16 protein-coding genes and 1 pseudogene are annotated in these 21,538 nt (G+C 63.1%); 6 read left to right on the forward strand and 11 right to left on the reverse strand.

Annotated features, from left to right (window positions below; genetic code table 11):
* The first annotated feature begins 39 nt into the window (after positions 1–39).
* The 3 genes from EKO19_RS19390 to EKO19_RS39210 are packed head-to-tail and all read left to right on the forward strand — an operon-like array spanning position 40 to position 2,707.
* Entirely contained in the window at positions 40–762 is a 723-nt protein-coding gene (locus EKO19_RS19390; protein WP_129778092.1) for a Crp/Fnr family transcriptional regulator, read from the forward strand.
* A 44-nt stretch (positions 763–806) separates the two neighbouring features.
* Positions 807–1,808 carry a ubiquinone anaerobic biosynthesis protein UbiU gene (gene ubiU / locus EKO19_RS19395; RefSeq protein WP_129778093.1) on the forward strand — a complete coding sequence of 334 codons (1,002 nt, stop codon included), beginning with the start codon at positions 807–809 and terminating at the stop codon, positions 1,806–1,808.
* On the forward strand, positions 1,805–2,707 hold the full coding sequence (locus EKO19_RS39210) for a U32 family peptidase (protein WP_246038916.1): 903 nt from the start codon (positions 1,805–1,807) through the stop codon (positions 2,705–2,707). Before ubiU ends, EKO19_RS39210 begins: the two co-directional genes overlap by 4 nt.
* A gap of 106 nt (positions 2,708–2,813) precedes the next feature.
* On the opposite strand, the pseudogene ubiT reads toward EKO19_RS39210, so the two are convergent.
* Positions 2,814–3,167, reverse strand: a pseudogene (gene ubiT / locus EKO19_RS39915) (ubiquinone anaerobic biosynthesis accessory factor UbiT); the annotation flags it as partial.
* Between the two features lie 53 nt (positions 3,168–3,220).
* Between ubiT and EKO19_RS19410 the strand changes: the two are divergent.
* Genes EKO19_RS19410 through fabB form a run of 3 tightly spaced genes read left to right on the forward strand, consistent with a single transcriptional unit; the run spans position 3,221 to position 6,542 of the window.
* The gene (locus tag EKO19_RS19410; protein ID WP_129778095.1) at positions 3,221–4,738 is read left to right on the forward strand and encodes a UbiD family decarboxylase; all 1,518 of its coding nucleotides are present in this window, start codon (positions 3,221–3,223) and stop codon (positions 4,736–4,738) included.
* A gap of 8 nt (positions 4,739–4,746) precedes the next feature.
* Entirely contained in the window at positions 4,747–5,331 is a 585-nt protein-coding gene (fabA, locus tag EKO19_RS19415) for a bifunctional 3-hydroxydecanoyl-ACP dehydratase/trans-2-decenoyl-ACP isomerase (RefSeq protein WP_129778096.1), read from the forward strand.
* Complete coding sequence (gene fabB, locus EKO19_RS19420; RefSeq protein ID WP_129778538.1) at positions 5,331–6,542, forward strand: beta-ketoacyl-ACP synthase I; 1,212 nt, start codon at positions 5,331–5,333, stop codon at positions 6,540–6,542. The genes fabA and fabB overlap by 1 nt, the downstream gene beginning before the upstream one ends.
* Here the strand turns inward: fabB and EKO19_RS19425 are convergent.
* From EKO19_RS19425 to EKO19_RS19470, 10 genes are all read right to left on the reverse strand, one after another.
* Entirely contained in the window at positions 6,527–7,540 is a 1,014-nt protein-coding gene (locus EKO19_RS19425; protein ID WP_129778097.1) for a TerC family protein, read from the reverse strand. The genes fabB and EKO19_RS19425 overlap by 16 nt on opposite strands.
* A 244-nt stretch (positions 7,541–7,784) precedes the next feature.
* On the reverse strand, positions 7,785–8,951 hold the full coding sequence (locus EKO19_RS19430) for an NAD(P)/FAD-dependent oxidoreductase (protein WP_129778098.1): 1,167 nt from the start codon (positions 8,949–8,951) through the stop codon (positions 7,785–7,787).
* A 12-nt stretch (positions 8,952–8,963) separates the two neighbouring features.
* On the reverse strand, positions 8,964–10,241 hold the full coding sequence (locus tag EKO19_RS19435; RefSeq protein ID WP_129778099.1) for a dipeptidase: 1,278 nt from the start codon (positions 10,239–10,241) through the stop codon (positions 8,964–8,966).
* A 23-nt stretch (positions 10,242–10,264) separates the two neighbouring features.
* Positions 10,265–10,744, reverse strand: coding sequence for a nuclear transport factor 2 family protein (locus EKO19_RS19440; RefSeq protein ID WP_217705459.1), 480 nt, complete (start codon positions 10,742–10,744; stop codon positions 10,265–10,267).
* Positions 10,745–10,753: 9 nt separating this feature from the next.
* Complete coding sequence (locus tag EKO19_RS19445; RefSeq protein WP_217705460.1) at positions 10,754–13,138, reverse strand: TonB-dependent receptor plug domain-containing protein; 2,385 nt, start codon at positions 13,136–13,138, stop codon at positions 10,754–10,756.
* Positions 13,139–13,593: 455 nt separating this feature from the next.
* Positions 13,594–15,144: a serine hydrolase gene (locus EKO19_RS19450; RefSeq protein WP_129778101.1), complete on the reverse strand. Its 1,551-nt coding sequence runs from the start codon at positions 15,142–15,144 to the stop codon at positions 13,594–13,596.
* Between the two features lie 72 nt (positions 15,145–15,216).
* The gene (gene gltS / locus EKO19_RS19455) at positions 15,217–16,416 is read right to left on the reverse strand and encodes a sodium/glutamate symporter (protein WP_129778102.1); all 1,200 of its coding nucleotides are present in this window, start codon (positions 16,414–16,416) and stop codon (positions 15,217–15,219) included.
* Complete coding sequence (locus EKO19_RS19460) at positions 16,413–17,315, reverse strand: LysR family transcriptional regulator (RefSeq protein WP_129778103.1); 903 nt, start codon at positions 17,313–17,315, stop codon at positions 16,413–16,415. The genes gltS and EKO19_RS19460 overlap by 4 nt, the downstream gene beginning before the upstream one ends.
* A complete protein-coding gene (locus tag EKO19_RS19465) occupies positions 17,312–18,556 on the reverse strand; it encodes a D-amino acid dehydrogenase (RefSeq protein ID WP_129778540.1) in 1,245 nt (414 codons plus the stop codon). Before EKO19_RS19465 ends, EKO19_RS19460 begins: the two co-directional genes overlap by 4 nt.
* Before the next feature lie 102 nt (positions 18,557–18,658).
* Complete coding sequence (locus EKO19_RS19470; protein ID WP_129778104.1) at positions 18,659–21,514, reverse strand: TonB-dependent receptor; 2,856 nt, start codon at positions 21,512–21,514, stop codon at positions 18,659–18,661.
* Positions 21,515–21,538 lie beyond the last annotated feature (24 nt).

Here is a 21,538-nt window from a genome sequence, read left to right on the forward strand (position 1 = left end):
CGCAGTTGGCCCGGGTATAACGGCAACGACGTTTGATCCATGTCAATAGACCGCGAGAACGGCATGCGCGACGACGATACCTGCGACGGCTCCACCGCCGGCCCGATCCGATGCAGCAGCTGCGACCTGAACGAGGTCTGCCGCCTGTACGGCCTCATCGCCCTCGAGGGGCGCAACCGCAAACCGATGGGCACGCTGCGAACCATCCGCCCCGGTGCTCATTTATATAGAGCCGGCGCACCGGCAGGCCACCTCTACGCGGTCCGTCAGGGATTGCTGAAAGTGGTGAATGTCACCGCCGAGGGTGACGAGCAGCTCCGCTCGGTGGCCGTCCCCGGCGAAGTGCTCGGGCTCGAAGCTTTCTCCTCCGGCACATATGCCACCGACGCGGTCGCGCTCCAGCCGGTGGTCTGTTGCGAGCTTCCTCTGCCACTGCTGGAAGAACAAGGCATGCGAGTTCGCGAGCTCGCGGCGGCACTGATCCGATTGCTGAGCCGGGCAACCGCGCCCACCCTGAATCATGCCCGCGGCAGCATCCGAACGCGCATCATCGACTTCCTGCTCGATCTGTCGGCTCGCCTGAAACAGCGGGGCTACGACGGACGCGAGTTCACGCTCGGCTTGAGTCGCCAGGAAATCGCCAATCTGCTCGATGCCAGAATCGAGACCGTCAGTCGCATGATGCAGCGGTTGCATCGCGAGCGTGCCATTCAAATCAAAGGCAACAGCGTCACGATACTGCAGCTCAGTCACGCCGATTGACGCATATCAAGTCGTGACAGGGCGCGGACGCGTACCGTTCCGCCATGACTCTCGAATTGGTGTGCCCGGCGGGGACCTTGCCTGCATTACGCGCCGCTGTCGATCATGGCGCCGACGCTGTCTACATCGGCTTTCGCGGTGAGACCAACGCCCGGAATTTTCCCGGCCTCAACTTCGCTTACGACGACGCGCGCTCCGGTCTCAACTACGCGCACGCCCGGGGCGCCCGCGTATTCGTGGCGATCAACGTCTATCCGGGCCCGGGCAACTGGCAGGCCGGCGTCGATGCAATCAAACAAGCGGCCGATATCGGCGTCGATGCACTGATCCTCGCCGATCCCGGGCTCATGTCCTACGCAGCTGAACACCATCCCGAGCTGCGTCTGCATCTGAGCGTCCAGGGATCGGCGACCAATTGGCGGGCCATCGAGTTCTACCGGCGTGAGTTCGGCATTCAACGCGCCGTCCTGCCACGCGTGCTCTCCTGCACTCAGGTGCAGCGGCTGATCGCTCGCACCTCGGTCGAGATCGAAGTGTTCGGGTTCGGCAGCCTGTGCGTCATGGTCGAGGGCCGCTGTGCCCTCTCCTCCTATGTGACGGGACACTCGCCCAACATGCAGGGCGTTTGCTCGCCGGCGCATGCGGTGCGCTGGGAAGAAACGCCCGATGGCCGTCAATCGCGCTTGAACGGTGTGTTGATCGATCGCTACGCGCCGGGTGAAGCCGCCGGCTATCCGACCCTCTGCAAAGGACGCTTCCACGTCAACGACTCGGTCTTTCATGCGCTGGAGGAACCGACCAGCCTGAATGCCCTCGACGTGCTGCCGCGACTGGTCGCGAGCGGCGTACGCGCGATCAAAGTGGAAGGACGCCAGCGCTCCCCTGCATACGTCGCGCATGTGACGGGCCTGCTTCGTCGCGCACTGGATAGTTGTCTGTCCACCGGCGAGGACTGGACAGCTCCTCGCAATATCACCGCGGCACTCGATCATCTCGCCGAGGGACGCACCCATACGCTGGGTGCGTATCACCGACCATGGCAATGATGAAACTCGCCGTCGGTCCGGTTCTTTACCTGTGGGAGCGCACGGACGCGCTCTCGTTCTACGAGTCGCTGTGCGAGGCGCCGGTCGACATCGTCTATCTCGGCGAAGTCGTGTGCAGCAAGCGTCGAGTGCTCGAACGTGACGATTGGCCCGACGTGGCACGCATGCTCACGCAGGCCGGCAAGGAAGTCGTGATCTCCACGCTGGCGCTCCTCGAAGCCGAATCCGAGCTGGCCACGCTCGCCCGTCAGATCGACGGCGCGCCCCGGCTGTTCGAAGCAAACGACTACGCCGCCGTCGAATACGGCGCCGGTCGGCCCTTCGTCGCCGGCCCGCATCTCAACGTCTACAACACCTCGACACTCAACCTGCTCGCTCGACAAGGTGCACGACGCTGGGTTGCTCCGGTCGAGTTGCCGCTCGATACCGTTGCGAAGCTGGCCGCCACGCGCCCGCCCGGACTGGAAATCGAGATGTTCGCGTACGGCCGTCTGCCGCTGGCATTCTCGGCGCGGTGCTTCACGGCGCGCTCTCACAATCTCGCCAAGGACGACTGCGGCTTCATCTGCGGTTCGTATCCTGACGGGCTCACGCTCTACTCGCGCGAGGAACAGCCGTTCCTGACGTTGAACGGCATCCAGACGCAATCGGCTTCGGTGCAGAACCTGCACCCTCATGTCTCGTCATTGCGCGCCGCCGGCGTCGATGTGCTCAGGCTGTCCCCTCACTCTCTGGGCTTCATCGACGTGGTGCGCGCATTCGACGAGGCGGTCAACACTATGGGCGCGACCGAGTTTCCCGAGCCCTATCTTCCCGGTGGTTATTGCGATGGCTACCTGGGCGGCGCAGCTGGCATAGCCCGGGCAGCACACGAGCGCGGTTCGCGAGCGCCTCCGTGAACCTGGCGACCGGCGCCGGCAGCACGGCGCGCAAGTGTCCCGGCACATCGTATTCCCAACCATCCAGCAGATTCTTCAGATGCAGCCCCGTTTCCGTTTCGCCCTCCACCGCCAGGCGGCGCTGAAAGAAAAGTGCATCGGGATCTTCTCGGCGCGCAGCCAGCGACGCGAAGTCCCGCAATGCGCCTCGAAAAGTCACATCGGCGTCGAGATCCGAGCGGCGCAGTCCAGCGGCTGTGATTTCGAACGTGAGCGCGAGCGGCACGTCCTGAACGTGCAGACAGAACCGCTTTCCCGCCAGCTCCGTCAGGCGCGGCTCAATGGACTGCCCCCGCATCAACCGGTTCACGAAGAACGCAATGGCTCGAGAATGAACCGGTGCAGGCGCGAGCCGGAGCAGAGGACGGAGCACGGTGGTGGGATCGAGCACGGACATCTCCAGCAAATGGAATCCGCGCATTCATGCCACGGCCACGGCTGCATCAGTTTGATCATAGTCAAATCGAGACAAGGATGAGTTACGCGAGCCTGCGCGACTTTGTGCGCGCATTGGAGCGCAAGGGCGAACTGAAGCGCGTCCCTTTCGCAGTGGATCCGAATCTCGAGATGACCGCGCTCTGCCAGCGCAGCCTGCAGTCTGGCGGCCCGGCACTGTGGTTCGAGCGCCCCCGCGGATCGAGCATGCCTGTGCTCGGTAATTTGTTTGGTACACAGGCGCGAGTCGCCGCCGCGCTTGACTATTCCGACGTCAAGGAATTAAGAGACCTGGGCACATTGCTGAGCGCGCTCAAGGATCCGCAGTGGCCCGATCGTCCGAGTGCGCTGCTCGAACGACTGCCGAGCTTTCTACCCTTGCTCAAGGCGACACCGCGCGTCATCTGGAACCCGCCGTGTCATCAGCACGTGTTGAGCGGCGATGAAATCGATCTCTCCCGCTTGCCCATCTGGACCTGTTGGCCCGAGGACGCCGGCCGGCTCATCACCTGGGGGCTCGTGGTTACGCGCGGCACTCGCAAGCCGCGTCAGAACGTTGCCATCTATCGTCAGCAAGTGATCGGGCGCAATCGGGTCATCATGCGCTGGCTCCCCCACCGGGGCGGCGCGCTCGACTTTCAGGATTGGCAGAAAGCTCATCCGGGCAAGCCTTTTCCCGTGGTCGTCGCCATCGGCGCCGATCCGGCACTGCTCATCGCCGCCACGGCCCCCATCCCCGACAGCGTTTCCGAGTTTCAGTTCGCCGGGCTGCTGCGCCGTCAGCGCAGCGAGATCTATCGGACCCGCGTCGGTCTCGACGCGCCCGCCACCGCCGAAATCGTTTTTGAGGGTCACATCCTGTCGGGCGACGAAGCGCTCGAAGGACCGTTTGGCGATCACACCGGCTATTACAACTCGCAGGCGAAGTTTCCCGTGTTCACGATCGAACGCGTCTGCATGCGAGAGCAGGCGTTCTATCACGGCGGCTACATGGGCCGCTCACCTTGGGACGAGCCGTCAGTGCTGGCGATGGCTCTGAATGAAATGTTCGTTCCCATGCTGCAGCGAAGCCATCCGGAGATCGCCGATTTCTATTTTCCGCCGGAGGCCTGTTCGTACCGGGTCGCGGTGGTCAGCATTCGCAAGGCCTATCCGGGGCATGCGCGCCAGGTGATGCAGGCCGTGTGGTCCTACCTGCGACAGTTCCTGTATATCAAATTCATCATCGTCACCGACGACGACGTGAACATCCGCGACTGGCAGGAGGTGATCTGGGCCATCGCCACGCGCGTCGATCCGGCGCGCGACACGCATCTGGTGCGACGGACGCCCATCGATTACCTGGATTTCGCCAGCCCGGTCGCGGGACTCGGGTCCAAGCTCGGCATCGACGCCACCCATAAATGGCCGGCCGAAACCAAACGCCGCTGGGGAAGGCCGATCGAAATGAGTCGCGACGTGCTGGAGCGCACCGATGCGATGTGGACCCTGCTGCATGCAAATTCAGCGACTTCAATTGACTCACATCAAGGTGACCTCACGCATCGTGCGCTCTAATCGGGCCCATGCACACCACGATCGCCGCCGTCGCCAGCACGGCACCGCCCCTTCGTCAATCGTCGTTCTCGAAACAGGAACTGATCGCCTGCGGTGAAGGCGAACTGTTCGGGCCGAATACGCCGCGCCTGCCGGTCGGCCCGATGCGCATGGTCGATCGCATCACCTGGATTGCCTCGCACGGCGGCGCTTACGACCGCGGCGAAGTGCGCGCCGAGCTGGATATCGATCCCGGCCTCTGGTTCTTCGACTGTCACTTTCGCGGCGATCCCGTCATGCCGGGTTGTCTCGGGCTCGATGCGATGTGGCAATTGATCGGCTTCTATCTCGCATGGAGTCAGCACAAAGGCCTCGGGCGCGCGCTGGGCGTCGACGAGGTTCGTTTCTTCGGCCAGGTATTACCGAGCGTCAAGCGAGTCACGTATCAAATAGACATCCGGCGCGTCATCGTTCGCAAGCTCATCATGATCACCGGTGACGGTACCTTGTTTGCGGACGGCGAGCGGATCTACGCCGCACGCGGACTGCGCGTCGGCCTGTTCGACGGCCCCGCCCGCATGGGCGGCATGACTCTCACGTCCGGAATCGAATGATGCGGCGGGTCGTGGTGACAGGCATGGGCATCGTCTCGTGCCTCGGGAATGATCTGCAGACCGTCAGCGAATCGTTGCGCATCGGCCGGTCCGGCATCCGCGCGATGCCTCAGTACGCCGAGTTCGGCTTGCGCAGCCAGATCGCCGGCGTGCCCCAGATCAACACTCAGGATCATGTCGATCGGCGGGATTTGCGTTTCATGGGCGACGCGGCGGCATTCGCCGCGATTTCCTTATCGCACGCCATCCGCGACAGCGGCCTGACTGAAACTCAAGTGAGCCATCCCCGCACCGGCTTGATCGCCGGCAGCGGCGGCGGCTCACCTGCCAACGTCGTCGAGTCGGCGGATACGTTGCGATCTCGCGGCGTACGCAAGGTCGGCGCAACGCGAGTGCCCCGAACGATGTGCAGCACCGTTGCCGCCTGTCTCGCCACGACGTTTCATATCAAAGGCGTGAGTTACTCCGTGACTTCCGCTTGCGCGACCAGCGCGCATTGCATAGGCGCCGCCGCAGAACAGATTCGATGGGGCCACCAGGATGTGATGTTCTGCGGCGGCGGGGAGGAAGAGCACTGGTCGTTGACCGCGCTCTTCGACGCCATGGGTGCGCTCTCCGCCGGACGAAACGATCGGCCGGAGACCGCCTCACGTGCCTACGACGCACAACGCGATGGTTTCGTCATCGCAAGCGGCGGCGGCATGATCGTGCTCGAATCGCTCGAGCATGCGAGTGCCCGAGGCGCGCCCATCATTGCCGAGCTCGTCGGTTTCGGCGTGACCGCCGACGGCGCCGACATGGTGCAACCCTCCGGTGAAGGCGCAGTCCGTTGTATGCACCAGGCGCTCGCGACCGTGAATGGTCCGATCGACTATCTCAACGCGCACGGCACCTCGACACCGCTCGGCGATGCGATCGAGCTCAGAGCGATCAGCGAAGTGTTCGGCGCGCAGATACCGCCGATCTCTTCGACCAAATCGCTCTCCGGTCATTCGCTCGGCGCCGCCGGCGTGCACGAAGCGATCTACAGTCTCCTCATGCTCCGCGACGGCTTCATGGCCGGCTCGGTAAACATCGAAGACATCGATCCGGCGTGCGCGCCCTATCCGATCCTGCGCGCCACTCGCGAGCAGCGCATCGAGACGGTCATGTCCAACAGCTTCGGCTTCGGCGGCACCAACGGAACCCTGGTGTTTCAGCGCTTCTCCTGAGGCTCCGGTTTCCTGGCGGCAAACGGATAGGCGGTGCCCTTTTTGTCGCCCGCCGGGATCCATTGGGACAGCAGCATCGAGGTCGCGAGAATGGCGGCGGTGACGCCGAGCGAAACGCCGACAGGAATCTTATAGATGTCGATCAACAGCATCTTGGTGCCGATGAACAGCAGCACGACCGCCAGTCCGTAAGTCAGCAGATGGAAGCGCTCGTGCATGCCGGCGAGCAGGAAATACAGTGCACGCAGACCGAGAATCGCGAAGACATTCGAGGTCAGCACGATGAACGGATCGGTCGTGATCGCGAAGATGGCCGGGATCGAATCGACCGCGAACACCACATCGACGATGCCGATCAATACCACCACCAGTGCAAGCGGTGTGGCCAGCCGCTGACCATCGATGCGGGTGAACAACCGTTCGCCGTCATAGCCGGGCGCGACGCGCATGCGCCGACGCAACCATTTCAGCGCGGGATTGGATTCCAGATCGGGCTCCTGCCCGGACGCCCACCACATCTTGATGCCGGTGAACACCAGGAACGCGCCGAATATATAGAGCACCCAGTGAAAGCGCGCGATCAGCCAGGCACCGACCAGGATCATGGCCGCGCGCAGCACGATGGCGCCGAGGATGCCGAACATCAACACGCGCTTCTGATACTCCCCCGGTACCGCGAAGTACGTGAAGACCATCAGGAACACGAAGACGTTGTCGACGGCGAGCGCTTTCTCGACCAGATATCCGGTCGTGAATTCCAGCACCTTGGTGTTTGCCAACGCTCTGGTGGCTTCGTCGGGACTCTGGCCCAGATACCACCACAGCCAGCCGGCGAACGCCGCGCTCACACCGACCCAGATCAGCGACCACACGGCCGCCTCGCGCATCGAGACCTTGTGCGCGCCCTGTTTATTGAGGGCAATGAAATCGACGACCAGCGCCAGCACCACGAATGCGGCGAACAGACACCACATCAGCGGAGTACCGATAGAGCTCATGACAGCCTCTCGCGAATAGAGCGGTCGACGCGAGACCGGCAGGAATAGGGGGAGGACCACGGCCGCTTCGGTCTTGCCACCCACGCTATGCGTGGTCTGCGGTGCCGGGAAACCTCATCACCCGCGTCGGGCGACGAGACTCCGTACTGACGACACGGCAGGAGCTGACGCTCCGGCTACTCCCCTCGAGAGGCGGCGCAATTAGACCACAAGCCCGGCGCCGTGGAGAACCCCTTTCGCGAAATTATGCGAACCGCGTCGGCCGGAACGGCGCCAACAGGTCCGGCGCGATGCCGTCCAGGATCTCCTGGGTGGCGAACTGCGCGACGGCTGGCGCAAGCGTAATACCACTGTGGGTCACGGCGAGATACAGGTTCCCGACCTTTGGCGCGTAGCCAAGGACTGGAAAACCGTCCTCGGGCAACACTCGCAGGCCATGGCTCACTCGCTCGATCCTTGCGTCCTTCAACGTAGGAAAGTACCGAGCCGCGTTCGCCAGAATGCGCTGGCCCTGCTGCTCCGGAGTGCCTCCGTCGCTCGATCCTTCATGACCGCTGCTACTCACGATGCGACCATCGAGACTTTGTTTGACCGTGCTGGTGGGCGCGAACACCACTGAGTCCAGCAGCTTCGGTTGCGGCGCCGTGTGAATCAGCACACCGATCGAGGGCGTCAACGGCAACTTCACACCGAGCGAGTTGGCGAGCCATTGGCTGCCGAGACCGGCGGCCACGACGACGGTATCCGCTTCGATATTGCCTTCGTTCGTCTTCACACCGCGGACTCGATCGCCCGCGACATCGATGCCGGTGACTTCAACCGGAAACTTTAGCGTCGCACCGAGCGACTTGGCTCGATCGAGCAGCACGCGAACCGCACCGACCGGATCAACGACGCCCTCCTCTTCATAGACGACCGCGCCGTCCACCCGACCCAGCGACGCCTTCGGCAGCAACCCTCGCAACTCGTCTTCATCGACGCGCCGACCAGGATAGCCCCACTCCTGACAGATCCGCAGCGTCGAAAGCAACTTCTCCGTGGCGGCGTTCTGGTCACGCCAATAGATGGAACCGCCCCACTGCAACGGCAAAGCGCCGCCCAACTCCGCTTGCCAGCGTCGCCATCCGGCCATGCCTCGCGCGTTGAGGTCGAAATACGGCCGCGACGACGATTTCGTCGATGCGTTGAGATAAGCGAACGAGTCGCCCGTGGTGCCGCTCGCCGGCGCGGTCTTTTCGAGGATCGTGACCTTCGCGCCCCGTCGTACCAACTGATACGAAATGGCCGCGCCGAGAATGCCGGCGCCGATCACCACCACGCGATCGCCTGATCGCGCGGCACGAGCGGAGGAACCGTAGGCCGCGGCAACCGCCGTTGCGCCCAGGAGCTGAAGAACCTTACGTCGATGCATGGCCGATTCCAATCAAGACCTGGCGAGCGACTGAACCTTTTCCCACACGCGCAGGAAATTGCCGCCCCACAGCTTGGCGATCTGCTCTTGAGAGTAGCCCCGTCGCAGCAGCTCGGCCGTGACGTTCAACGATTCGCCCTCGTTGTTCCAACCAGTGACGCCGCCGCCATGATTGAAGTCCGACGAAATGCCGACATGGTCGATACCGATCTTCTTCACGACATAGTCGATCTGATTCACGTACTCCTCGAGCGAGGCGCGGTACTCCGCAGAGCCCGTGACATCGTGGAACTCCTCGCTGTACTTCGCGAATGTTTCTCGAGACAGCACTTTCACGCCCTTCTCGGTGAGTGGCTGCACGCCCGCGATGTTTGCTTCCTGAGGCACGCCATATTTCGCGCGGATCGCGTTGAGCTTGGTTTGCGCTTCCGGCGGCAACGGACGCACCCACGAGCTGTAAGCATTGACCGCGACCACGCCACCATTCTTCTTGATCGCCAGCAACTGCTCATCGCTCAAGTTGCGCGGGTGATCGATGATGGCACGCGCATTCGAATGCGACGCGACGACAGGCGCCTTCGTCAGGCTCAACACTTGCGCCAGCGCGTTGCCCGACAGTTGCGACACGTCGATCACGACGCCCAGCTCGTTGAGACGTGCGACCGCCTTCTTGCCCAGCTCCGACAGGCCCTTGTGCTCATCGAGCTTGTCACCGAGCAGCAGATGCGGACGCGAAGAGTCGGCCAGATCGTTGTTGCCGTTGTGAGTGAAGCCGAACAAGCGCACGCCCTTGGCCTGCCAGGCATCGATCTGCGACAGATCGTTCCCGATCAGGCTGCCGTTGAGAATGCTCAGCACGATGGCGAACTTGCCCGCCTTCTCGATGCGCCGGACGTCCGCCGGCGTGTAGGCGATCTCGGCGCGGTCCGGATATTTCTTGGCGATCGACGTGAGGATCTCGTATTTCTGCTCGGCCTTGGCGCGTGCCTGCTGCACGCCTTCCGCGGTTCGCGGGCCTTGCGGAACGAAGATCGCGATGGCAGCGCCCTTCAGAATGCCCTGCTCCACTTTGGGCAGGTCGAATTGCGACTCGCCGTTGTTGGCCGCGTCGAGCGCGCCGACGCCGTACTCGAATGGAATGTCCAGGTGATTGTCGAACGTGACGATCTGCTTGTGGATGGCAGCGGCCTTCTGCAGGTTGTCCGCTGAGGGCGCGGCGAAAGAAGTCGTCGCAACGAGCAGCGCCACGGCGAGCCCGACGCGTGACTTACGAAACAGTGAATTGTGCATGGTCGTGAGTCTCCGAGTCGCGATTACGGCAGGCGGGTCAGCTGGCGAGCAACCAATTGCCAACCCTGCGGTCCCTTGGTCCAGACATCCAAGCCGGCGAGCCTGGCCACGCGAGGCTCGCTCCCCTGCTCGGCCACGTGGAACGCAAACCCTCCCGTCACGAAGGCGGTATTGCCATAGACACGAACCGCGATGTCGGTGAGATCGACATCGGTGAAGTCACGGTTCGGCACGATGGTGCGATCGATCTGCTCCTGTTTCGTCAGCACGGCGCCATCGGTGTGTCCATAGGACAGATCGGCGTGATACGCGCGCTCCAGACCGGCACGATCTTTCTTGATCACCGCCTGCTTCCACTGCTCGACCGCCTGCAGCACTTCGCGACGCTGTTCAGCCGATCCGGTTTCCTTCACGGGCGTGCTGTGTTCAGCCGCGTGGACCAGCGCCACTGGCGACAACAAGGTCAGCGCCACGAGCATGGGCTTGAGGGAGAATTTGTTCATGGGCCTCACTCAGAATGAGAAGTTGAAACGCGCGTAATAGATCGCGCCGGCGCCGCCTTCGGGCGACAGGTTCGAGTACAACGAGACCACCGGGTTACGCAGTGCCGGCAGCACCTTGTCCGGATGGCTGTCGAACAGGTTGTTCACGCCGAGCGTCGCGTTGAACGCGTCGTTGAAGCGATAGTCCGCGCTCAAGTTGACGACGTACTGTTCTGCGTAGCTCTGATCGAGCGCCGGGTTGCTGGTGTGGAACGTCTTGTATGTTCCGTAGCGAAGGCCGGCCAGGTGCGCGCTGAAGTTATCGAACGAATAGTCCGCCGCCAGCCGCACGAACGAGGTCGGATTGGCCTGCTCGATGATGCCCGCGCTCTCACGACCGATCAGCACCAGGTTGCTGCCGGCCAGGACGCTCGGTGTCGGCTTGCGCGCAGTGATCTCCGTATCGTTCCTGTTGTAGCCCAAGCTGAAGTTGAGATCGTGCCCGCCGCCGAACGTGAAGCCATAGCGGCCCGTGACATCCAGACCGCGCGTGCGCGTGTCCGCCGCGTTGGTGAAGTACTGCAAGCCTGAGAACGTCGAGAAGCCAGCGGCATTCAGCGCCGCCGTCACCAGCGGACCGGACAGCACTTCCGACAGCACGATGCGATCATCGATGTCGATCTGATACACGTCAGCCGTCAGCGAAGCATGGCTGGCCGGCGTCCAGACGAAGCCGGTCGAAAAGTTGACCGACTCTTCCGGCGTCAGGCTCGTCGCCCCCAAGGCACGTGCGAGCGCGCTGTCCACTCGGGCGAGACGGTTGGTGGCCAACACGCCATTGGTGATGTTTGGAATCGTGCGCGAGTACGCCGACTGACCCAGCGACGGCGCGCGATAACCTGTGCTCGCACTACCACGCCAGGCAAGGCTCGGCAGCACTTCATAACGCAACGCCAGTCGGCCGTTGGTCGTCGAGCCGAAGTCGGAGTAATGCTCGCTGCGACCGGACAGCGTGACTCTGAGCTTTTCGGTGAGCTCGTTCTCGAGCTCCACGTACGCGCCTTCAACGTCACGACTCAATCGCCCGGCATCATCCGGCGAAAAGCCGCCAAAGCCCTGCGATGCCGGCGTCGCGACCCGGCCCGCGTTCGGACCGTCGATGATGCGCACGCCGCCGTTGGCCCACGACCCGTAGTCGCCCTCGAACACCTCATAGCTTTCGTGGCGATAAGTCACGCCGGCCGCGAGCTGCAACGGTGCCGACAGCACCGGCACGTCGAACGAATGGGTCCAGTCCAGATTCACGCTGCTCTGGACGTTGAGCAGATCGCCGGTATCGAAGCGCGTGCCGCTGGCGGTGCCGAGGCTCGAGTTGTTCGTGTTCCACACGACCGACTCGACTCGATTGCGACCGTACGTCGCGCTCAGATCGAATGCGCCGAGCGAATCCGACCCGAACCTCGCGCCAAGCGTGGCGGAGGCATCCTGAGACTTGATATCCAGGAACGGTTGAAACCCGTCCGGAAACAGCGCGCGAACCGTTTGATCGGAATTCGGCTGACGCAAATTGCCGAAGCCGTGATCCTCGCGCCAACCGTACGAGCCGAAGCCGTACACCGTGGCCCAACCGATCGTGCTCTCGGCGTTGACGAAAACGTTGTAGCGCTTGGAGGCGCCGCTGCCGTAGAACCAGTCGCGATTGTCGTAGGTCGACTCGCGCGGATCGTTGGCGAAATACATCTGGCGCGTATCGATCGTCGACAGCCGCGTGGCGTCGATATCCCACGCGTCGAACGACACCGTGACGAAGCCATCGCCCGGCAGCGTCGAGCCGAGGCTGCCACCGACCGAATAGGTATCGCCATCGCCCTTGGCGTTCTTCGAGAACTGCGCCGACAGGTCGGAGCCCTCCGTGCTCTCCTTGAGCACGATGTTGACCACGCCCGCCACCGCATCCGAGCCGTACTGGGCGGACGCGCCGTCGAGCAGCACTTCAACGCGCTCGATCGCATTCAAGGGAATGCTGTTCAAGTCGACCGTCTGCGCGCCTTTGGTCACGCCGGTGGACGCATTGAGTTGCGCCGACGCGTGACGCCGCTTGCCATTGACCAATACCAATGTTTGGTCGGCCGCCAAGCCTCTCAGCGCGACGCCTTTCACGAAGCTCGCCGCGTTGCTCGAAGCCGCGGACGTCGGGAAACTGAAAGACGGCACAGTAGACTGCAGCGCTTCGCTGAGCGTTCGCGCGCCACTCTCGGCGAGATCGGCACCACTCACGACCTGAACTGGCGCGGCGCTGTTGAGCACCGTCGCCTCGCCACTGCGCGAGCCGATGACGACGACCGTGTCCACTTCCGATGGCTGCACGTTGGACGCGCCAGCATCGCTGTCTTGCGCGCATGCTTCGGTAGCCATGAGTGCTGCGCCATTGAGCGCCAGCAGCGTGGAGATGACCAACCTCAGTGAGGCCTTACCCGAATTCCGAGAATCATGCTGAGACATTTTTCCGACAACCCTTCGATACGAAGAACCGCGAGCAAAAGCAGCCCGTCGAGCACGACTCTTGGATAGAGTCGCGACCGCGTTGATCGATCCTTCGATGGGTAGGCGCTACGCTTGACGATGTTCCGATGCTGGAACTCGCGAGCGCCCGGCGTTTGCCGTGGCGTGAAATCAAACTGCGCAGCGATCCTAGCGTCGGCGAATCACTGTCGCCACGCTGCGCCGTTTTGAGATCGGGAAGTTGAAGAATGTGACCCGGCTGTGACCCGTCGACAACCGGTTATCGACTGCATTCCGCTGCGCTTGCGCAAAGCGGATCGACGCGACCTCTTCTGGGGCTATCGCATCAGACGCTGTGTCGGGACGCGCTACTTCAGTCGTTTGAACACCGAGCCGGTGCTGAAGTCGAACCCCACGACCTGCCCGGCCGGGTCGAGCCGGAAGCTCACAAAGAAATTTCGCGAGGCCATTTCGTAGGGCCAGCGCGGCCTGGCCTCGAACTGATCCTGATGCCAATGGCTCAGCTCGTACTGCATGCGGCCGGCATCGATGACCAGCTTGCCGTTCTCGACATGAACTCGCGACTCGCCGAAGGCACCGTTGTCGGCGAACGTGCCGGTGTATCGATCGAGCGGCAGCGAAGGCCTGGTGCCCTTGAGGCGAGCGGCTTCCAACTCAGCGCGACGCTTCTTGCCGGCCTCCGCATCAGCGAGGGCCATGCGGCGAAAGCTGTCGCTCCATCGACTCGACACACCGCGACCGAGCGCGGCATCGACCATCGTCTGGAATGCGGCCATCGTCAGCATCGACTGGTCGGCGTTCGTGAGTACGACGATGCCGATGTTGTCATCGGGCAGGAACCCCATGAAGGTGCGGAAGCCGTCGATGCCGCCGGAATGCGCGACAACGTCGTGACCGCGATACGTGTGTGTCATCCATCCCATCGCGTACGCCGGATGACGAAACGCGTCGTCGCCCTCGCCCGCCGCTTCCGACCAGGCGCGATTGGCAAAGCGTCCACGCTCGGGCGTCTGCGGCGTGCGGGTTTCTTTCAAGGCGGCAAACGGCAACAGGGCTTTGCCGTTCACGGCGCCATCGTTGAGCTGAAACTGCAGCCACAACGCCAGATCGTGAGCGGTCGAATTCACGCCGCCGGCTGGCAGCGCGTTGTAGTCCTCGTAGATCCAATCGATGGCCTGCTTCCGTCCCTGCACAGTGATATGCGGAGACGCAGCGTTGCTGTCTGCACGCGCCACCGTGTGGTCGGCGTTCGTGCGGGTCATGCCGATGGGCTTCCAGAGCGTTTCAGCGGCAAAGGCTTCCCACGGCGCGGCCGTGACCGTTGCGACCACTTCGCCAATCGCCGTGTACGAATCCGTCGTGTACAGATATTCGCTGCGCAACGGATGGCGCTGTTCGAGAAAACGAATGCGACGAACATGATCCGTCCGATTCGCACTGACGCGGCGGAACGTATATTCCGAACTGCCGAATCCGCTACGCATGCTGAGCAGGTCTCGCAGCGTGACTTCCGGTGTGTCGCGTTCACGAGGCATCGCGAACCACGGCAGGTGCCGGATCACCGGATCGTCCCAGTTCATGCGACCGTCGGCGACCAGCTTCGCGACCGTGGTAGCCGCAAAGCTCTTGGACAGCGAAGCGATCCCGAACAGCGTGCGCTCATCGACCGGCTGCTTGCTGCGCAGATCGCGGACACCGAAACCTTTCTCGTGAACGATGCCCTCGCGCGTGACGAGCGCGATCGCCATGCCAGGCTGATCCCATTCCTTCAGCATCGCCGCCATGCGGGCATCGATCTGCGCGATCGGCAGCGCCGGGTCGCTGGCGGAGGCGGGAACGGCGACGAATGCCGCCACGACCAGGACGAATCGAACCAGGAATCGCGCAGATGCTTGCATGAGGCCCTTTTAGACGCGGGCCTCGACAGCGGTCAAGGTGCCCCGGCCGCTTTAAGTGCTTTCACCGAAAATTCACGCCAGCAGGTTCAGGAACAGGGTGATGATCAGTGCGTTGGTGAAGTCCATGAAGAAGGCGCCCACCAGCGGCGCAACCAGAAACGCGCGCGGCGCCGGACCATACCGTTCCACCAGCGAACGCATCACTGCCATGGCGTTGGCGGTGGTGCCGAGCATGAAACCGGCGAAGCCCCCGGAGATCACGGCCGCTTCGTAATCGCGGCCCATCCATTGATAGAGCGGCCACACGAACGCCAGCATGACCAGCAACAATTGCGCGAAGACGATGACCAGCAACGGCCCCGCCAGGCTCGACAGCTTGAGCAGATCGAGCGTCATCATCGCCATCACCAGAAACAGCGACAGCGTCACGGCACCGGCGATATCGATATATCGATGCGGCAACCTGAGCCACCCCGTCACATCATCGAGATTGCGCAGCGCCGATGCGGCCAGCATCGCGCCGATATACGCCGGCATGGTCAATCCCGTGCGCTGGATCGCGGCGCTGATCCATGAGCCCAGCCACATCGCGATCAAGAATATCGCAATGGTTTTCAGCACCATCAGGACGCGAGCGCCCTCATCCCGTGGCTCTGGATGTTCTGCCGCGCTCATGGACGGAGATGAGGAACGCGCGACTGTCGGAGTCTTCAACCCATGCCGCTCGATGAGCGCAGTCGCCAGCGGCGCGCCCACCAGGCTGCCCAGGATGATTCCCGCCATCGCCGTGGTGATCGCAACCGTTCCCGCGCCGGCCACGCCCGCCTCTTCAAACAACGGTGCGAACGCCAGCCCGGTCGCCGGACCGCCCGTCAACGTGACCGAGCCGGTGATGACGCCGAACAACGGATTCAAACCGAACGCGCTGGCAATCCCGATGCCCAGCAGGTTCTGCAGGACTGCAAACACCGAGCACAACGCCAGCAACACCAGGACCTGTAAACCGCCCGCACGCAGCAAACGAACGCTGGCCGCGAATCCCAGGCTGGTGAAGAACGCAATCATGAGCGGCTGCTGAGGCGAGGTATCGAACTCGACCGCCGGCAGTTCCAAGAGGCGCGCGATCAGCATGCCCACCGCGGCAATCAATCCACCAATCACGGGCGCAGGCATGTTTACCCGCTCGAGCGGCGTGACGATGCGACGGATCGCATAGCCGGCGAGCAGCAGCAGGCTCGCCACGGCGGCGGTCTCGATCAAGCCGAGCTTCATGCGCCGCCGCCGGCGGAGGATGCGGGCAGATGTTTGCGCAGCTCGGCGATGAATCGCTGGCACACGCGAGACGGCGGTTGTTCTTCCAGCCAGATGCAGTACACCCCGAAAGAAATGCGGGGCGAAAGCCGTCGATACTCCAGCCCCGAGGAGATCGGTGCGCGCGCGGTGAACTCGTCGACGACGCTGATACCTGCGCCCTGCGCGACCAATGCGGCCGCGACATAGAAGGTTCGCACCGACGCGATCTCATTGACTTCCACCTGCTGGCGTTCGAGCTCCGCCGACAGCAACGCGCCGATCGGACCGCTGCCGGTGAGGCTGATGTAGTCGCAGCCAGCGAGCTTGCGCAGATCGACCCGTGAGTTGCTGCCGGCAAACGCGCCGTCCCGATGCAACAGCACCAGCTCACCCGAACCGACCTGGACGGATTTCAGACGCGGATGATTCGGGGCGACGAAGCCGACCGCCAGATCGCTCTCCCGCTCGTACAGACAGCGCAGGATGTCCGAGTGATCCAGCGTCTGGACGTCGAAAGTCACCTTGGGGTTCGCGGCTCTGAAACTCGCCACCGCCGCCGGCGTCACGCCCAGGCCGAGCGAAGGCAGCACCGCGAGACGCAACCGCCCTTCGCCGCCGGCGCGAAGATTCTTGATGGAAGCCTTCAGCGAACCGACGCGCTTATAAACTTCGTCGACCTCGCGGAACAGCAGATGCGCCTCCGGCGTGGGCACCAGCCGGCCCTTCTGCCGCCGGAACAAGGGGAAACCTACCTGCCGCTCCGCATGTCGCAGCGTCTTGCTCACCGACGCCTGCGAGACGTGCAGCTCCCGGGCGGCAACCGTGACCGAACCACTCGCGTACACCGCGTGAAAGATTTCGATCTGCCGCAGGTTCATGCTTGGCGGAAGGGGCTCATGTCCAATGCGGGCGGCCGCTGGGCGATGCAATCGGCGACCAGGCGCGCGCTGCCACAGGCGAGCGTGAACCCCAGGGCGCCCTGACCGGTGTTGAGCCAAAGATTCGAATAAGGTGTACTGCCGAGCACAGGCTTCCCACTGGGGGTCGCGGGTCGTTGCCCGGACCAACCTTGCGCCCGATTGTAATCGCCGCCGCGGGGAAACGCTTCACGAGCCTGCCTGCGAAGCAGATCGAGGCGGCGCGGATCGGCATTCGGACTGCCGGTGATATCGATCATGCCGGCGACACGCAGCCGGTCCCCGAGCTTTGCGTAGACGACCTTGTTATCGGAATCGGTGACACTCACGCTGGGTGCGTCGTGACCGGAGTCGATGGGGACGGTCAAGCTGTAGCCCTTCAGTGGATACAGCAGCAACTTTACAGCCAACGGGTCGAGCAGCCTCACACTCGACATGCCGGCCGCGACCACGAACGCGTCGGCCTCGACATCGCCGCGCTGTGTACGAGCCGCCGCGATACGTCCGTTCGAGACCTGCAGCTGCTGAATCTGCGAGCCGTAGACGAATTCCGCCCCGTACTTGTCGCGAGCCAATCGCGCCAGCTCGACGGTGAACTGGTGGCAATCGCCAACGTCTTCGCTGGGGGTGTAGATGCCGCCGGCAAGCTCGGAGCGCAGCGGCTCGACCGCCGGCTCCAGCGCCGTGCAGGCCATCGGACCGAGCGCCTGCTGCTCGCTGCCCAACGCCGCCTGGAATTCCATCTGCCGCTGAGCCTGCTCGAAAGCGCCTCGATCCCGGAACAGCACCAGCTTGCCGTTGCGCTTGTAGTCGAACTCGACGGACTCCTCGCGCACCAGGTCATGGAGCAAGGAGCGGCTATACAGGCTGAGCGTCAGCAAATGAGTGGTGGTCTGGGAAGCCACTTCCTTGCGACAGGCTCGCAGGAACGCGAACAGCCAACGCCATTGCAGGCAATCCAGGCGCGGCGCGAAGCGAAGCGCCGAATCCCGCATCAGAAGCAAGCCCGGCAGGCTGGGCAGGATCGACGGCTGCGCGAGCGGAGCCACATAGCTGTAGCTGAGCTGTCCGCCATTGGCAAAGCTGGCCTCCAGCCCGACGCCTTCACGCCGGTCGAGCAGCGTGACCCGATGGCCGTCGCGTGCCAGATAGTACGCCGTGGTGACGCCTATCACCCCTCCGCCGAGCACGCAGACATGCATCACTGAGTCACTTCTATTTCCCTGCCTCTAGTGTAGTGGGCGGTAACTACCGCCCACTACTGAAAAGAGCACCGAGTGACTTAACCCGCGGTTATGCCCGCCTCAGAACTTGGCGAGCAGCCGCAGATAATAATAGCCGCCGTTGTAGCCGAACGGGCTCGCCGAGGGATATCGGAACGGACCTTGTGGGTTGTTGATCGCGGTGTATTCATCGGGATACTGGTCGAAGGCATTGTTGGCGCCCACTGTCACCGTGTACTTGTCGCCGAAACGCCGGGCCACACTCACGTCCGCCAGCCATTCCTCCGAGAAGGTCTGATCGAAGATCGGATTGGCGCTGCCGGTGAAGTACTCGCCGTAGTACAGCGCCCGGGCGAAGAACGTCCAGTCGCCGACCTCGTACGTGCCGGAGAAATTGAACGTGCGCCGCGGCTGGCCCTTCGAGTAGGAAATCAGGCTGTCACGATTGAACAACGGAATCGACGTGATCGCCGCCAGCTCCGGCGGCGTCGCCGCGATCCGGGTCACTTCGCGATTGTTGAAGTTCATGGCCGCGGTCAACGTCAGCTGACTCGCATCGAAGTCGATGGTGTAGCGCCCGGTCACATCGAGCCCTTCCACTTTCGCGTCGATGGCGTTGGTCGGGAAGCTGGCACCGCTGATGTTCGGATAACCGTTGGCCGCGAAGAAGGCGCGTGCCCGCACGTCGTTGAAGGTGCTCGACGACACGATCTGATCGCTCACCTCGATCTGATACACGTCGACCGACAGGTTGAAGCGCGGGCCGCCATCGAGCACCACACCGAAGCTCACGCTCTCCGACTCTTCGGGCTCGAGATCCTTCGCGCCCATCAATCGCGCCACCGGATCGGAGGGCGGGAAGCGACGCGTGACGTAGGAAACGCCCTGGATGAAGCTGGAGCTGGTGCTGAGGTAATAAATATCGGCGAGCGATGGCGCGCGGAATCCCGTGCTGACGCCACCTCGGAAAGCCAGCCACTTGGTCGCTTCGAAGCGCAGCGCGAGCTTGCCGTTCAAGGTGTCGCCGAAGTCGCTGAACTTCTCATAACGTCCGGCGGCCGACACGGTCAGGCGTTCCCAGAACCTGGTTTCGACATCGGCGTACAGCGCATAGCTGGTGCGATCGACATCGACTTCGTCCGTCGGGCGCAGTGAGCCGAAGCCCTGCGAGCCGGCCGCCGTGACTGCACCGGCGTTCGGGCCGTCGAGCACCGGCACGCCGCCGTGGATGTAACCCGAAGGACTGCCCTGCTCCGTCGCAAAGTCATCCCAGCGGAACTCGGCGCCGAGCGCCGTATCGAGCGGTGCCTGCCAGCCGATTTCAAAGCTGCGCGTGAGATCGAAGTTGGTCACCGCCTGCTGCATGCTGTACTTGCCGGCGAAGAACCGGGTCGGACTGTCGACGCCGAGCGATGGATTCAAGGTGTGCGACGGATAGGGCCGCACGTTGTTCATGCCCCAGCCCTGACTCACATCGAAATCCCACGCACCCAGCGTGCCCTTGACACCGGCGGTGAGCGAACCGTCGGTGACGATGCCGACCATCAAAGGCTGGAAGCCATCGGGAAAGATGGCGCGCACATTGTTGTTGTCGAGCGGCGCGCGAAACACGAACGGCGTTTCGACTTCGCGACGCATGTAACCGCCGAATGCATAGCCCGTGAGCTCGCCCATGGGCAGCTCGCTGTTCACGAACAGGCCCATGTCCTCGCTTTCCGGATCGCCGACGCGATACGTGTTGTAGCGATCGATCTGGAACTCGCGCGGATCGAACGCATCGCCCGGCTGCAACACGGGCGTCGCATCGCTGGCGCTGGTGGTCGGAAAGACGATCGGATTGCCGTTACGCGTGCCGAAATACATCTGCCGCTTGTCGTAGCCCTGACGATTGGTCTTGTCTCGCTTGCGATAGTAGAGCGAGCTGTGCACGAATCCGCCGTCGCCGATCTCGAAGCCATTGTCGAGCGACACCTCGGCGACTTCGCCGTCGCCTTTATAGGTCTGCCCCACCGACGTCTCGACCTGCGTGCCCAGATCTTTTCGCAGAATGACGTTCACCACGCCGGCGATCGCATCCGAGCCATATTGAGCGGCGGCGCCATCGCGCAGCACTTCGATATGACCGATGGCACTGGTCGGCAGCGAATTGAAGTCCGCCGTCGCGATGCTGCCGTTGATGCCGAGATGCTTGCGCTTGCCATTGACCAGCACCAGCACCTGCGATGAGTTGAGCCCGCGGATCTGCACGCGGCGCATGAACGAGCCGCTATTGGCCGTGCTGGTCGGCGGGAAATACGCTGAAGGCACCAACACCGACAGCATCGAGGGCGTGTCGTTATAGCCACCACTGCGCAAGTTCTCCCGGGACAGCACGTCGACCGGCACGGGCGATTCGAGCTCGGTGCGATTGCTGAAACGCGTGCCCGTGACGATGACGGTCTGCACGCCTTCGGGAACTTCGGCGGTATTGGCCGTTGTCGACGCCGGCGATGACTGGCCGCCACCCGAACCATACCCAGAACTCTCGGTGACGTACGCAACGTTCATCGCCGTGTAGTTCGGAATCGACGGCGGTGTGCGAATGGCGGCCTCCGTCTTCAGCGCTTCGATGCCGATGACATTTTCGCCGGTGAGGCGATAACGCAGCTGCGTGCCTTCGAGCAATTGATCGAGCGCCTGCTCGACCGACATCTTGCCGTGCACGCCGCGGGTGTTCTTGCTGTCGGTGAGCTCGCCGGGCATCAGCACTTGCACGCCCGCCTGATTCGACAGCTGGATCAGCGCCGTCGACACTTTCTGAGGTGCGATCCCGAATGAAACAACCCGAGCCAGTCCCTGATCCTGTGCGTAACAGGCCACGCTGCAGGTCAACGCCGCGGTGGTAACCAGTGGACGGCTCAGCACGCGGCACAAATGACGAACGACGGACGACGACATGACCGATCTCCCCGATATTATTTG

Source organism: Peristeroidobacter soli (assembly GCF_004138485.1).
Lineage (GTDB): Bacteria > Pseudomonadota > Gammaproteobacteria > Steroidobacterales > Steroidobacteraceae > Steroidobacter > Steroidobacter soli.